Raw genomic sequence first — 15,230 nt, 5'->3', positions numbered from 1 at the left:
TATGAATCCACGATTCGGAAACTGAGACCACGGAATATCTATCCGGGCGGTGCGGTGTTTTCCTGCTGTGATGGTCGGATGGTTCCAGTGGAACCCAAGGAGGCTTTTTCTAATGCTTTGACTTGGTGGTGGCGGTGTTAGTCAATTCCGTTTCACTTTTTGTCCATGTTCAACGATGCGCGCAACTTGGCCAGCTGTTCGCGCGCATAGGCCCGGGAACGTTCGCGTTCCTCCTCGGTTTTGGCCTTCTGCGCGTCATCTTCCGGCGGTGTAACAGAAATCCTCCGCTCCTTTCGAGCCTCCGCCACCTTGATGCCCAGGTTAGGCACAAATTCATCTTTTTGCGCAGCCTTGCACAGTGAATGCAGAAACCTCAGCTCGTCGTAGACAGGCTTCATACCCTTTTGCTCAGAGGACAACCGCCCTTGCAGTTCATCCAGCACCAACTGCCGGTCTTCAGGTGCAATCATCGCAAGATACCTATCCGCCAGGAGCTTCTGGTTCTCCGACAAACGTGGTGGATAAATCAGCGTTTGCTCCGTTGGCAACGGTATTGTTTGGCTGGATTCGGGAAATGCGTTCTCTTCTATGTCGGTATTTTGTGTAGTGGTTGTTGTAGTTGTTTTTTTATAATCACTACTACAACCACTACTGTAGTGTGTCTTCGGCTCCACCTTTGAATTTTGGTGCTGGTCTAATGGCTCTGCAATTCCAGCGTCTGACGGATTTTTCAGCTGGCTTAGTGCCGCTGCGTTGAAGGTAAAATAGCGACCGCTGTTGTCGTGATTTCTGCTGGTATCTGCCAGCATCTTCACTGCCTGCAATCGGCGTTCGATGGCTGATTCCTGCGCCCCCAAATGTTCGCCACGACGAATATCCATATCGAGACTTGCTGACACAGCCTGCGCCACTCGGCAGACACGTGCGTGATGGTGCTCCTGGGATTGGGTGACGAACGCCATGTAGGCATCATCCAGATAGATGGCATCGACCAGTGGCAGTGGCTCATCGTGGAGTATGTAGACGTTACCCGTGAATCGACCGCTCGTTTGCCGGATCCGGGCGCACAGGGTCAGCCAGCGCGTCAAACGCAGGATCGCAATAGCGCGTGAGACCGTGGAGGTTGAGGAAACATTGGTTTTACTGGCGATCGTATCGTAGTCGGGAAAGGCCGTTCGACCGCCAGTCTCTCTGGCATGCAGCATGATGACCATCCACACCAGCTTATCAACGGGTTCCAGCACCGGATCCTGAATGACCATAGCTGGAACGGCCTGGTGCCAATTACCCATAAACAACATGGCATCCGGGAGCGAGGGATCAGTCTGTGCCCGAATCTTGGCAACGGTTGCCTTGATTAACGCATCCAGGGCAACGGTCTCCGGCCGCAGTGCTTCGTCTTCATCGGCCATGCTCGGCAACCCGCGTTATGGGAGCGGTGCTACTTCCTTCGCCATAGGCTTCCCACCGCTGCACCAACACCCAGATCGCGCGCAGCCCAATGTGTGTTTGCTGTTGAAGTTCGAGATAATCCGCTGCGGACAGCGTGCTGCGCTCTTGCTTTTCTTGCAGCTCCTGCCAGGCATACCAGAGCGCGTGAGTATCAGGTTCGTTCAGCTCCGCCGGTCTTCCCACCGAGGGCGCCAACGTCAGCAACCGACGCCAGCGGGTGTATTCGCGTGAGCTCAAACCGAACAGTTGCTGCATCATTTCCAAGGGCGCATCGGAGGCCAGCAGTTTTCGCTGCAAGTCTTCCGATTCCCGCTGGTGGCGCAGGTGTTCCAGCATCGGCCAGAAGACATCGCGATTCAGACCAATCTGCAGACAGTGCACCCGCAACGCGTCAGCTCGATAGATATCTGCCAGATTCATTTCCTTTAAGGCGTCCAGTTCCTTCGGACCAAAATTCATGGCCCGCAACGCCTGTTGGTCCCCTTCCGCCAGACAGCGCATGGCATACAGCAGGACGGCAGTCGTAAGATCAGCCTCTTTATTGGACGACATTGCCACCACCCGCGCCTGGTACCCACAATTCGATACCTGTGTCGTACGCCAGCTGTTTTATGGCTCGGTACGTTTCCATCATCCGGAGTAAAACCTGCCAATCCGGTGGGTTGAGCTGTTGCCAGAGCAAGCTGCTCATATGACCTGGGTCCGGTGTCCAAACACTGCTGAAAAGCAAACCTGCATCATGCGATGCCAGCGCCTCATACAGCGCTGAAGATTCGTTCAGGTAATGGAGCACAATATCAATCGGCGCCACGGTTAATTCTGCGCTAGCAGCCAGTTGCCACCACAGCGCGGAGACCAAACCCAGCATATCCGGGTCAAGCGTATCGACCAGCTCCTGCGGAGGAACCTCGACCAACAGCAGTCCGAGTCCTTGATCCTGCAGTTGAATGACGGCTTCACCCAAACCATGGTGTTCCGCCAGGGCGGCAGCGCACTCCCACAACTGAGCGCGCAATGAACGTAGATCCCTGCTCTCAACACTCGTTTTTCTATTCTGGGTGATCTCAGGCACCGGTGTTTTAGTTCTGGATTTCCCATTGGGCGTATTGTTATCAACGGGCTGGGTAGACTTCGGCTCGCAGCCGGGCGATGAACCATTGACCGGGTCTATGTCAGCAGACTGACTGTTGTCCTGCCGGCAGACCTTGTCCGATGACCCGTCTTGCTCTTCTTCCACACCTTCTTCAGTCTGGCTCGCAAAATCGAAAGGTCGGCCAGATAGCTGCGCCTCCATCTCCAGATAAACCACCTGACGATTCTGTTCTGACTCGGCGGCAATTTCGTTTTCTATTGCATCGCGCAACGGCTGGATATCCCAGTCGGAACAGTCATGTCGTCGACACAGCTCAAGAAACACGGCGTTGAAGTCCATGTCTTCACCCAGTTGCCGGCGATCCCAGATCGCGTGAGCTGCCCGCTCAAGGGCACGGATTTTTTCCACTTGAGGCCGCCCTAACCCGGCTGCCAACGCTTTCGGCATTACGGGCCACAATGTGTCAACGGCATATCCCATTTTGGAAATCATGCTGTGGCTCAGGCCGAATCCCCGCTCTTTGAACAGCTCTTCCAATTGACGCTGGGACAAGGCCTCGACAGACAGCTCTTTTTCCAGAAGGGCTTTTGCGTCAAAAACAGCCAAGGCTTTATCTATAAATGGCAATCCACCGCGCAGCTCGTTTTCACGCAGGTGGGCAAAAAGCAGACTGGATTCCTGGGACCATGGCTTGATGACACAGTCGACCCAGCGGAAACGATCGTCTCCAGTCTCTTCAAATAAGTCTTTAAGGATCTTCAGCCGCGTATTGCCGCCACTGTGGAGGACGTAGTCCGAAGCCCCGGGCTCCTGCGAAATCACCAGTGGTTGATCCAAGCCTTCAGCTCGAATCGATGCCTTGATGCGGTCGTATTCTGGATTCTGCTGTCGCCGGGGATTACGGGAATAGCGGTGGATATGGGTGACGTCAACACGGGATATTCCGTGGACCTGTGCCGATTCATCGGGTGCCGTCATCGTTTCCACCCGTTTCTTGAGTATTTTCTCGCAGACCGACGTCGTAGAAGATTTCAGGGTGACGGACCATGCTTGCCCGGGGCACTGGCTCTAATCGGCCATCGGAAAGGTCGGCCACAGCACGCGTCTGCCGCTCGATCTGCGTCGCCATCCAGGGGCTCGCATAGCGGTGTTCTCCGGCAATCTGATACAAGTAGGACACTGAATCACTGCATGCCACAGCGACATCAGCGCGTTCCCGCTTGGTTGCCATCTTGAGAAATTCCTTTAGCTCCATGCTTAGAAACATTAGCACCGAGCGAATCATTGAACAACGACGCGGTTCCGGTTTTTGCTTAGCATTCTGCTAAACATTCTGCTAAATTGTTTCGCATGACGCTAAAACACAATCAGATTCGGCTCCACAACCTCGAAGCTCTGATTACCGAAGCAGGGTCGGCCGCCAAGCTGGCACGCATGGCTGGGACAAATAGCTCCTATCTCAGCCAGGTTCGCAATCAGCTTCCCACCAAGAAAGGCACCCCACGTTCTATCGGAGACGAACTGGCGGGAAAACTGGAAAAGGCAATGAAAAAGCCCCAAGGATGGATGGATACCCCGCCTGCAAAGGGGACCACGCCACACGAAGAAAATAACGCCCACGACGGTCCCGATTTGCGCAGTCTCCACCCGCTTATCTCTTGGGTTCAGGCCGGGAATTGGTACGAAGTTTCTGAGAGCTTTGTTCCGGCGTACGGGGCCGAGCTTTTACCCTGCCCGGTGCGTTGCAGCCCGGAATCCTTCGTCCTCAGGGTTCGAGGAAGCAGCATGGAGCCAAAATTTCATGAGGGTGACTTGATCTTCGTTGATCCCAATGTCTCAGCGGATCACGGCAAGTATGTGGTTGTTCGACTCGATGAATCTAATGAAGCAACGTTCAAACAACTGATTATCGAAGACGGAAAGCAGTACCTGAAAGCGCTCAATCCTGACTGGCCAAATCGCATCATTGAAGTTGATGAAGAAGCCACAATCTGCGGCGTTATCGTCTTTAAGGGGGAAGTGGTCTGAACTATCCTCGTCTGCTCAGAACGTGAGCAAGAAGAATCCCAACCAGGGGCTAAATCTCAGGTGATTGTCGCGGGTGACATGCTGTCACGACCGGTCACCCTACTCCGATCCACCCTTACCACCGAATGATCCGGCAAGGTGTTTATCACTTTGCTAAACATTCTCTTTTGCCAAGATGATTTGCACGGTGCTAATGTTCAGATATCACAAACCCACGATTCTGAGAGGCACCGCCAGGGGCAACAGAGATAGCCAATGGACGCTGGAAACCAAAACCGCCCGAGCAAGGCATTAATAAACCGGAAAACACTGCTGGCGATGATTCCGCTTTCAGACCGCGCCATTTTCAACATGGAAAAACGCGGCGATTTTCCGCGCCGAATCGTACTGACAAGCCGCAATGTCGCGTGGGACCTAGCCGAGGTCGAAGATTGGATTGAGTCGCGCAAAGAGTCTGAGGATCGAGCACACTGCCCTGGATTTACTTGTAACAGATTTACTTGTAGAAGTTCAGACCCGATCTGACAGACAGTGGCCGATAGGATCGAAACTGACACCCTCAACTGGCGGAACGCGGACATTGCCTCTAAGTCGCCTTTGTGCCCAAAGGCGACTCTCAGGCCTAGTGCTTGGAACGTCCGCTTTTGCGCCCAGCAATAACTCAACTCGAACGCGATAGATGCAAATCAGGCCCCCGGTACAGTCTGATCCGACACTCGTTCCGACCGTATTCTTCAAGAGGGCAGCGGGATGGGCGTCGAATTCGGTCCAACGGCTCCCGTCCTACCCAGCCCGATTTTTAAATCGGCCCAAGCAGATCATGTAGGACTACTCGAGCCTTCCTGGCTTCCCTCGGATTTGCTCCGGCAAATTTTGGCCGTGGTCTTCGTCAGAGTTGGCGGGCGAGTATACATCCGTCCCACAGTAAGCTTTCGCTTCGCGTATCGGCGCCATCGCTACAAATATAGCCTGACGAAGTATGACAAAAGAACTGGGCCGTCGGGCAGAACAAGTGATTTGCCTAGGCCCAGTTTCGATGGATGACAAGCGAAGTCGAGCACCGATACATTTTGCGGCAATGAAATATCAAGTCGTGAGGCCACAAGAATATATTGATGTAACATGTATTTTGTTAATGAGGAGGGAATGCGAGTGAAACAGCTGTTTCTTACATGCGTGTGGTTCGTCATATTGGCAGGGGTGTCGTCCGCCGAGGAAAGCTTCACACCTGGCACCTTAGAAAAGGTTTACAAGGCCTGGAGTAATTGCGGGATATTGACTGGTGTTTCATTCGACGTTTTCTCGAGCGGACAGAAAACATCGCTAAGCCCGAATCAGTCGCGCGATATCGATGGATACATCGAAAGAGCAAAGTGGCAGCTAGAGGGGGTAGCTGGTCAACTCTCAGCGCTCAGGCAACGAAGAAATGACGTGTCGGTCGGTAATGGGCTAAACAAAGAACAAGAGATTATAAACCTGAATCAGGCGATAGAACGCATTGAGGAAGATCGTCAGAAAGTGGAGTGTGCATTGCGAGAACTCACTGAATAGCCTCTTCAGCAACAGCGTCAGGCGGGGTATCGTCGCGGAATACCTGAAGATACTCGTCGAAAACCGCGTCTGGATCAGCGCCATGTTTCGAAACCCAAGCGTGATGAACTGATGCATACTGGGCGAGACGGTCTGCCCCTCCAAGTCCTACGGCGCAAGAATATTTAATGTCCGCTAGCTCAGGCAGAGCGCCTTCCTGTGAAAGATCAATGGCAGCGGCATAATGCATTGACGATTCCATCATTCGAATAGGCTCAGCTAGATCTTTAAGTAGACCTTTATCTTCACCCTTTGGCGTTAATGATGGAGAGGACAAGAATCGATTAGTCGCCAGTAGTTGGCCTTGGGCGAGCAGGGTCTTATGCGCCCGTGGGGAATAGATGCATTCCTCACCGTACGCGACTTCAAGGGCGAGTATGTATGCAAGACGTGCAGCTTCTAGTTTCTTGCGCCCGCCATATAGCGCGGTTGCTAATTCGGATAGCCTATTTGAGTTGACTGGCGCAGGTAGGGCGTCGTAGTTAGAGATTCCGTTCAGGAGGGTGCTGTTCCATTGGGCCATGAGGACGCCGAGAACGTCTTGGGACGCTAGTTGAATAGCGCGAAAACGAACGGCGTTTATGGTGTCGACCTCCTTGCGAATAACTTTCTTGATATAATCTGGGTCGTCGGATTGGCTGGATTTGAAACACCAGTACTGATGGTCGACGCCGCAAGGACGGACCACCTCCCATCTCTCCTGGTTCATTGGTACCTCAACAGGGTGATCTGTAATCCACCGCTCAGCCGCCTTGACCACGCACATGCTGCTCGGAATACCCAATGTTTGATATGACCGGCAATAGGGATTGTTAGCAGGCGCCGCTCCACCATCGTAGATTTCGAACATATTTGACGCGTATGCGCTACCGCCGAGGACATTGGTAATCCACCCTTTGGTAATCGCCGCATCGTAGATCGCCTTATCTCCTGTTTCACGGGACATAAGGGACTCTAGGCGGCCACGTACGGCGTCATCTTCAACCATCAGCGGATCTGCCATCAAAAATAGATGAAGGAAGTGTCGGCGATCATGGTTATTTTGAAGATTAGAAGTCTGGTCGTAACGAGGCCATGGGTCTTTTCTGAAAATGCCGAGGCCGAGATTCGCAGCGACCCGAGAGGACAAATAGAGTGAACGGTACTCCTTCATCATCGAATGATTGGCCAATTGTTCCTCGGTCATCTGTTCAAGGGCCTCGGGAGCAAGTCGAAGAACATTCTCCTGCATTAGTTGAATCAAGACTTCATCCAGGTGACCTTGGGAAAGGTCAAACGTGACTTGACGAGGCGCGGTACCATCGGGTAACGATTGGAAGTTTCTCCAGGGATATCGGAGTAGAGGAGAGGCGCCGAATTGAGTGCCGCCTACCGATGCCAAGGCTGCCGTACCGTATTGGTGGGTGAGACTCCTCAGCTCTTCAATCGATGACGCGTAGTTCTCGTATATCTGAGGCAAATGGCGACGCGCCACTTGCGTGATAGCGTTGAGTTGTTCAATGGCATTGGATAGTTCAGCGAACGTACCGGTAATGTCTTGTTGCAGAAAATCGCGCCCTTCTGGTGTCATAGAGAGTAGGTCGGCCGCAGTCGCGTAGGTGTTTGCTAGGGATTGAAGGCCCTCCACATCGGGAGCTCCTTTATAGACGGAACAGGTTAGCTCGTCTTTGCAAAACGGGCTAAGTAAAGCCCAGTAATGCAACCTGGCATCGTTAGAGGAAATCGCACGACGTTTTTCAGTCCAATTTGAGTTGTACTCGTCCTTGAGTTGTTGAATGGTCAGCTGCGGGGGATTCAGAGGCAAGCGACGAATAGGTATGTTCAGTCTTGCAACGGCTTGGCTCAAATCCTGAGACTCCTGCGTCAACTCATGGTTGTCATCGGCATTGAGGTTTAAAGCGGCTTGAAGGTTATCTATAGCGATATAGAGAGGGGCAAGCGCCACATCTTCTCGTAGCGCTTCGATTCTTGATTGGAGATCGACATAAGATGCCGTAACCAACGAATTCGTGTTTGCGAATTGTTGCAAGATAAGTGCGCGCTGTTCGAGCTCCTGCTCTTGCAGATTTTGAAGAGCAGATCGAATCGTTTCGATGGAATAAAGGATGGAGGCTTGTGAGGCGATCATGTCCTGTTGGTTCTCTAGTATTTGCTGTTGTTGCTGGAGAAGGACATCGAGAATTGCGAAAAGCTGTTCGAACACTTCTTGCATAGGATCTTCTTCACCCGACGAGAAGACACTAATTAGCAGGTTCGCCGAAAAAGCCACCGAGTTCATCGCTGTAAGGACGTCCGTGGGGTCTCCACCGAAGCCGTTCTTACTTAGATAACTGAGTCCGTCCGCTCCGTAGATGATTCCTTTCGAAAAGCCGTCAAATTTCGCAGCCACGTCGGCGTCACCGCCAAATAGAATGATAGTATTACCCATAAGTTCGCCTGTTAGGCCGAAAACGGTAAGCTCATAATGGTGATCTGAACAAAGAGGGGCTCCGCCATAAGAATGCTTGCCGCATTTCGGAGTTACCTCTTTTGGTGGTTGTGCTGCAACCGTTTCGTCAGCTGCTGGAGGGGCCTCCTGTTCTTGATTGACTGGCTCTTCGTCAGAGGATGCTTCAGATAGTAACTGCTCACCGCTCTCAGCATGTTCGGTTCTAAGTTTTTCTTCTAGAGCACTGGCTTTTTGAGCTATCTCTTTCTCTAATTGTTGGATCTGCAGTTGATTGGCATCGTCTTGGCGGCGCAACTGCTCGAGTCCCGCCATCTTGTTCTCTATTTCTATTATCTCGTCTTCATGGTTCTCGCGAAGTCTTCGAAACGCCTCTTCCTCTTGCCCGATAAGGGGTGAATTCGAGTCTTTGGCAATATAGTCACGAGCCACTAGGACACCCTGTTCAATCGTCTCGGGTGTGTGTCCATACTTTTGATTCATGTAGGAGACGTAATTCTGGCGCTTGTCGGCCTCTTCGGCAGGTATGCTGGAAAGAATTAGTATGTCTTGTTCATATCCAGACACGTCGTCTCTTTGAATTACACCGTCATCAGTCGCGAAAAACCTTAGGAACTGTTTGTCGGTTCGACCCGTATCTGGATCGTCTTGGATCTCCCTCTTTCGACGCAAATACTCAATTCGATCGGACGTTAAAGGGCGACCTTCCATCGCGGGATTGGTGAATTGATCTGGGTTAACAAACTTCGGTTTTCTTTGTCCCTCTGGAAAGACATCGTCTGTGGTTAGCCATCTGAGAGCCTTTGGGGCGCCGGACTTGATAGGATTTTTTGAGAAAATAGTTCGCCCTACACTATAAAAATCCCAGATCGACGGTTCGAAATGAAATGGGCTGTAGTACTCCTGATATCCAATCATTACTTCGCGAGCGCGTGAGGGGTTGCCACGATACAGTTCGCGCATCACATTGAATCGCGCAGGATCTCTTGAATAGCGGGACTGGATAAGAAGTCGGTGAGAACCGCATACAACGCCTGACGAGCAGGAGGATTCGGGTGCAGGAAAATCAACTTGAATAAGATCGTCGGCAAGAACCGATGAAGAAACCAAAAAGGTCGTAGCCAAAAGGGCCTTATGGTAGATTCCGAAATTCACGTTGTATTTCTCCTTAATTCATGATCAGGCTTCGCCCGCACTTCTCATCGAGTTCCGCAGAACCACCGTGTAGCGCGTCGATCACTTTTGCATATTGAGCCAACATTGCATTGGTTTTCCAGCCGTCTCCTGCTGCATAGCGAGAATACTTAGGCCTTTGGCGAGTATCTCCTACGCTGCGCCTGCGCGCGTAAATTGAGAAGAATACGCAGAGTTATCAAACATCGCGAACGCTCAGCCTTTGGTCAAGTTGTACAATCCTTGATGGCGTAAATACTATCTGGAGTGCACTGTCTTGTATGATAAAAAATCCGTACCGGTGCGCTTGCGTCTATTGACAGAGTGAGGTTACTTTAGATGAATTCGCATAGGAACTGTCGGAACAGAGCATATCCTGCCCCCGCTACCATCCTGCATCGAGTCGAGCAGCTAAGCCTCTTGGAATCGTGCAGTTGTCACGTAGGGTGGAGGGTTACCGCATCGACGGAAAGCGGACGTTCGGATTTCCCGGCCGAGTGGTCGCTTTTTGGCCGGCAGCCGCCCAAAGCCGACGATCGCCTACGTCCGCTTTGGAATCAGGCATTGTGTGTCTGATCGGGCCTCAGTTACTAAAATTTACTGCCGCTTCACGTTAGTCCACTCGTTAATCATATCCGCCCAATCTTGTAACATTGCAGCTCGTTGCTCCCGGTATTCGGCTTTGTTATAGATTGCCCGCACGCCTTTCTGCTCGTGGGCAAGACACTTTTCAATCCAATCAGTGTTATAGCCGGCTTCATGCAATAGGGTGCTGGCTGTACGACGCAGATCGTGCGGGCCAAATTTGCTGAGCTGTTCGCCGTCTTTCTGGGCCGCCTGATACGTCAATGCCAGAACGCGGTTCAAGGTAGCGGCGCTCATCGGGATGTCTGAGTCATAGCGCGAGGGGAGCACAAATACGGATCCACCTGCAAAGGTCTTTAAAGCGATAAAGATGTCCAGAGCCTGACGTGACAGATACACCAGGTGCGGGTTTCTGCGCTTCATTCGCTCTTTCGGAATAGTCCAAAGAGCCTCGCTGAAATTGATCTCAGCCCAGGTGGCATTGGACAGCTCGGATTTTCTCACCATGGTCAGCAACAGCAGTTTTATCGCGGCTCTATATTGCGGCGACGTTCCGACTCGATCCATATACCGATACATCAGACCAATTTCAGCAGGACTCAATGCCCGATCGCGCGGCTCGAATCTGGCGATACTGGTAGGGCGAACCAGTTCCGCCGGGTTCTCTACTTTCTGCCCGCGCTCAATTGCCCAACGAAAAACCTGCAACACTACTTCACGAGCATGAACTGCTGTTGCCGGAGCCCCTCTTTCGACGATGGAATCAGTCACTGCCCGGAGATCCTCATGGGTAATCTCGGACAATTTCTGATTGCCAAACCGCTTCTTCAACTCACGGTTGTAGACTGACTTGCGCATGTCGCGTGTCGACTCAGCCATCTGATAGCCGCGCAGCCATTTTTCGGCCCATGCACCGAACGTCTCGGCATTCTTCACGCGCTTCTTGTCACGCGCCTTTTCCCTGGCCGGTGACTTCCCTGCCGCAATCATCTTCTTTGCTTCGCTGACGCGTTCTCGCGCTTCTGAAAGCGTGACGCCACGCTTGCCATACCGGCCTATCGTCAGCGTCTCCTGTCGACCGCTAATCGAATAGTTGTATCTGAAGGAGATACCTCCCGCTGGTGTCACCGCCACATAGAGCCCATCGCGGTCGTTCACCTTGTAGAGCTTGTCCTGGGGCTTCAAATTTCGGAGCTTGGTATCCGTCAGCATCACAAGTCCTCCCCTGAGGGAAAAAATACCATGCTATTTCATGGTACATTTTTCTGGTGTTTTTTCTTTATTTTCAGGTACTTAATGATTTTTAATACCATGAATACACTGAATAACATGGCATGGTATTTTGTCGCAGCCCTGATCCTGTGGGCGACGATACCATGATTTATACCATTAAAAAACTTTGCTTGGCGGTGCCTGCCAGTGCCAGCAGGTGCCAGATATAAATAGGATTATTCTATTAAATACAATGTGTTATGTTCTGTTTGGTGCCTGCTGGTGCCAGCCAGTGCCAGACGTGGAATCATTCCCACTCAATCGTCGCCGGCGGCTTACTGGAAATATCGTAAGTCACCCGCGATATCCCGCGCACTTCGTTGATGATCCGGTTGGAAACATGTTCGAGGAGTTCGTACGGCAGATGCGCCCAGCGGGCGGTCATGAAGTCTATGGTCTCGACGGCGCGCAGCGCGACGACGTAGTCGTAGCGGCGTTCGTCGCCCATGACACCGACGGATTTGACGGGGAGGAAGACGGCGAAGGCCTGGCTCACCTTGTCGTACCAGCCGCTGTTGCGCAGCTCGTCGATGAAGATGGCGTCGGCCTGGCGGAGGATGTCGGCGTATTCCTTGTGCACTTCGCCGAGGATGCGCACGCCGAGGCCGGGGCCGGGGAAGGGATGGCGATAGACCATGTCGGACGGCAGGCCGAGTTCGACGCCGATGCGGCGCACCTCGTCCTTGAACAGTTCGCGCAGCGGCTCGACCAGGCCGAGCTTCATGTCCTCGGGCAGGCCGCCGACGTTGTGGTGCGACTTGATCACGGCCGCCTTGCCGGTCTTGGCCCCGGCGGATTCGATCACGTCGGGGTAGATGGTGCCCTGGGCGAGCCACCTGGCGTTCTTCAGCTTGCCGGCCTCGTCCTCGAACACCTCGATGAAGGTCTTGCCGATGGCCTTGCGCTTGTGTTCGGGGTCGCTGAGTCCCTTCAGCGCGCCGAGGAAGCGTGCCTCGGCGTCGACGCGGATCACCTTCACGCCCATGTGCTGGGCGAACACGGCCATGACCTGGTCGCCCTCGTTCAGGCGCAGCAGGCCGTTGTCGACGAAGATGCAGGTGAGCTGGTCGCCGATGGCGCGGTGCAGCAGCGCGGCGACCACGGAGGAATCGACACCGCCGGACAGGCCGAGGATGACGTGGTCCTCGCCCACCTGCCGGCGCATCTGCGCAATCAGGTCGTCGATGATATTGCCGGAGGTCCACAGCGCGGCGCAGCCGCAAACCTCGTGCATGAAGCGCTCGAGGATGCGCTGGCCCTGGCGCGTGTGCGTGACCTCGGGATGGAACTGCACGCCGTAGAAGCGCCGCGCCTCGTCCGCCATGCCGGCGATGGGCGCATTATCGGTGCTCGCCATCAGCTTGAAGCCGGGCGGCAGGTCGATCACATGGTCGCCATGGCTCATCCACACGTCGAGCATGCCATAGCCCTCGGGCGTGGCATGGTCCTCGATGTCGCGCAGCAGTTGCGTATGGCCGCGCGCGCGCACCTGGGCAAAACCGTATTCGCGATGCTTCGCGCTCTCCACCCTGCCGCCGAGCTGCGCGGCCATGGTCTGCATGCCGTAGCAGATGCCGAGCACCGGCACGCCGAGCTCGAACACCACCGGCGGCGCGCGCCCGGTGTCCGCCGCGGTGACGCTGTCCGGCCCGCCCGACAGGATGATGCCCTTCGGCCGGAACGCGCGGATCGCCTCCGGATCCATGTCCCAGGGGTGTAGCTCACAGTAGACCTTGCCCTCGCGCACGCGGCGCGCGATGAGCTGGGTGTACTGCGAGCCGAAGTCGAGGATCAGGATGCGGTCGGCGTGGATGTTCGGATGAGATGCGGTGGCCAAGGCGGTCGATTCTTTTGGTTGCGGTGGTGATTCCGTGGGCAAGGCACGGGGCGCCCTGCCCACCCTACGGTTCTCTGCCTTTTTCTGTCATCCCCGCGAAAGCGGGGATCCAGGGTTCAGTCTGCTCGGCCGGACTGGATTCCCGCCTCCGCGGGAATGACGAACGAAATTCAGCTCGTCCCGCCCTTAATCGATCCGGTAATTCGGCGCCTCTTTCGTGATGCTGACGTCGTGGACATGGCTCTCGCGTATGCCGGCGGTGGTGATGCGGACGAAGCGCGGCTTGGTGCGCATCTCGTCGATGTTGTGGCAACCGGTGTAGCCCATGCTGGCGCGCAGGCCGCCGATCAGCTGGTGCAGGATCGCGATCACCGAGCCCTTGTACGGCACGCGGCCCTCGATGCCCTCCGGCACCAGCTTCTCCACCGCCGATTCGGCATCCTGGAAGTAGCGGTCGGAGGAACCGTAGGCCTCGGCCATCGCACCGAGCGAGCCCATGCCGCGATAGGACTTGTAGGAGCGGCCCTGGTACAGCTCGACCTCGCCCGGCGATTCCTCGGTGCCGGCGAACATGCTGCCGATCATCACGCAGTGCGCGCCGGCGGCGATGGCCTTGGCGAGGTCGCCCGAGAAGCGGATGCCGCCGTCGCCGATCAGCGGGACGTCGGTGCCGCGCAGGGCGTTGGCGACGTTGGCGATCGCGCTGACCTGTGGCACACCGACGCCTGTCACGATGCGCGTGGTGCAGATCGAGCCGGGGCCGATGCCGACCTTGACCGCGTCCGCGCCCGCCTCGTACAGCGCGCGCGCCGCCTCGGCGGTGCCGATGTTGCCGCCGATCACCTGCAGGTCGGGGTAGCGCTTCTTGATCGAGCGCACCGTGTCGAGCACCTTTTGCGAATGGCCGTGGGCGGTATCGACCACGATCACGTCCACCCCGGCGGCGACCAGCGCCTCGGCGCGCTCGTCATTGGCGGTGCCGACGGCGGCGCCCACGCGCAGGCGGCCGTAGTCGTCCTTGCACGCGTTGGGGAAGTCCTTCGCCTTCTGGATGTCCTTCACGGTGATCATGCCGCGCAGGTGGAACCTGTCGTTCACCACCAGCACCTTCTCGATGCGGTGCTTGTGCAGCAGCCGGATGATCTCGTCGCGCTCGGCGCCCTCCTTCACCGTCACCAGGCGCTCCTTCGGCGTCATGATGGCGGAGACCGGCTGGTCGCGATTGGTCTCGAAGCGCAGGTCGCGCCGCGTGACGATGCCGACGAGGTCCTCGCCGCGCACCACCGGCACGCCGGAGATCTGGTTCTCTCGCGTGAGGTTCAGCACGTCGCGCACGCTGGTGTCGGGGCCGACCGTGATGGGATCCTTGATGACCCCGCTCTCGAACTTCTTCACCATGCGCACCTGCTGGGCCTGCTGGTCGGCCGGCATGTTCTTGTGCACGATGCCGATGCCGCCCTCCTGCGCCAGCGCGATGGCCAGCCGCGCCTCGGTGACCGTGTCCATGGCGGAGGAGATCAGCGGGATGTTGAGGGTGATCGTCCGCGTCAGGCGCGTGCGCAGGTTGACCTCTTTCGGCAGCACCGTCGAGTGGTCGGGGAGGAGCAGGACATCGTCAAAAGTGAGTGCGTCTTCCAGGATTTTCATAACGTTCCGCCTGCCGGAGAAAAATTCTGACTATTATAAGGATCCGGAGGGGCCGGGTAAACTGCGGCAAATCCTTAGCCCGAAAGCGTTTTTTGGCCGTCGCCTGG

11 protein-coding genes are annotated in these 15,230 nt (G+C 55.1%); 3 read left to right on the top strand and 8 right to left on the bottom strand.

Annotated features, from left to right (window positions below; genetic code table 11):
• Nucleotides 1-152 precede the first annotated feature (152 nt).
• The 4 genes from IPM20_01815 to IPM20_01800 are packed head-to-tail and all read right to left on the bottom strand — an operon-like array spanning nucleotide 153 to nucleotide 3,812.
• Entirely contained in the window at nucleotides 153-1,412 is a 1,260-nt protein-coding gene (locus IPM20_01815) for a helix-turn-helix domain-containing protein (GenBank protein MBK9130368.1), read from the bottom strand.
• Entirely contained in the window at nucleotides 1,402-2,004 is a 603-nt protein-coding gene (locus IPM20_01810) for a DUF2857 domain-containing protein (protein MBK9130367.1), read from the bottom strand. Before IPM20_01810 ends, IPM20_01815 begins: the two co-directional genes overlap by 11 nt.
• Nucleotides 1,991-3,523: a ParB N-terminal domain-containing protein gene (locus IPM20_01805; GenBank protein ID MBK9130366.1), complete on the bottom strand. Its 1,533-nt coding sequence runs from the start codon at nucleotides 3,521-3,523 to the stop codon at nucleotides 1,991-1,993. The genes IPM20_01810 and IPM20_01805 overlap by 14 nt, the downstream gene beginning before the upstream one ends.
• The gene (locus tag IPM20_01800) at nucleotides 3,507-3,812 is read right to left on the bottom strand and encodes a hypothetical protein (protein MBK9130365.1); all 306 of its coding nucleotides are present in this window, start codon (nucleotides 3,810-3,812) and stop codon (nucleotides 3,507-3,509) included. The genes IPM20_01805 and IPM20_01800 overlap by 17 nt, the downstream gene beginning before the upstream one ends.
• Before the next feature lie 83 nt (nucleotides 3,813-3,895).
• On the opposite strand from IPM20_01800, the gene IPM20_01795 reads away from it, so the two are divergent.
• From IPM20_01795 to IPM20_01785, 3 genes are all read left to right on the top strand, one after another.
• A complete protein-coding gene (locus tag IPM20_01795) occupies nucleotides 3,896-4,573 on the top strand; it encodes a LexA family transcriptional regulator (protein ID MBK9130364.1) in 678 nt (225 codons plus the stop codon).
• Between the two features lie 255 nt (nucleotides 4,574-4,828).
• Nucleotides 4,829-5,098 (top strand): AlpA family phage regulatory protein, encoded by a 270-nt coding sequence (locus tag IPM20_01790; protein ID MBK9130363.1) that lies wholly within the window; start codon nucleotides 4,829-4,831, stop codon nucleotides 5,096-5,098.
• A gap of 627 nt (nucleotides 5,099-5,725) precedes the next feature.
• On the top strand, nucleotides 5,726-6,124 hold the full coding sequence (locus IPM20_01785; GenBank protein MBK9130362.1) for a hypothetical protein: 399 nt from the start codon (nucleotides 5,726-5,728) through the stop codon (nucleotides 6,122-6,124).
• Here the strand turns inward: IPM20_01785 and IPM20_01780 are convergent.
• The 4 genes from IPM20_01780 to guaB form a co-directional block, all read right to left on the bottom strand.
• Nucleotides 6,114-9,764: a hypothetical protein gene (locus tag IPM20_01780; GenBank protein MBK9130361.1), complete on the bottom strand. Its 3,651-nt coding sequence runs from the start codon at nucleotides 9,762-9,764 to the stop codon at nucleotides 6,114-6,116. The two genes, IPM20_01785 and IPM20_01780, sit on opposite strands and share 11 nt — an antisense overlap.
• A gap of 615 nt (nucleotides 9,765-10,379) precedes the next feature.
• On the bottom strand, nucleotides 10,380-11,579 hold the full coding sequence (locus IPM20_01775; protein ID MBK9130360.1) for a tyrosine-type recombinase/integrase: 1,200 nt from the start codon (nucleotides 11,577-11,579) through the stop codon (nucleotides 10,380-10,382).
• A gap of 307 nt (nucleotides 11,580-11,886) precedes the next feature.
• Nucleotides 11,887-13,476 (bottom strand): glutamine-hydrolyzing GMP synthase, encoded by a 1,590-nt coding sequence (gene guaA / locus IPM20_01770; GenBank protein ID MBK9130359.1) that lies wholly within the window; start codon nucleotides 13,474-13,476, stop codon nucleotides 11,887-11,889.
• A gap of 186 nt (nucleotides 13,477-13,662) precedes the next feature.
• Entirely contained in the window at nucleotides 13,663-15,123 is a 1,461-nt protein-coding gene (gene guaB / locus IPM20_01765) for an IMP dehydrogenase (GenBank protein MBK9130358.1), read from the bottom strand.
• Nucleotides 15,124-15,230: the final 107 nt, after the last annotated feature.

Source organism: Gammaproteobacteria bacterium (assembly GCA_016716465.1).
Classification (GTDB): Bacteria; Pseudomonadota; Gammaproteobacteria; order SZUA-140; family SZUA-140; genus JADJWH01.
This window is presented reverse-complemented; position numbering and strand designations above follow the sequence as displayed.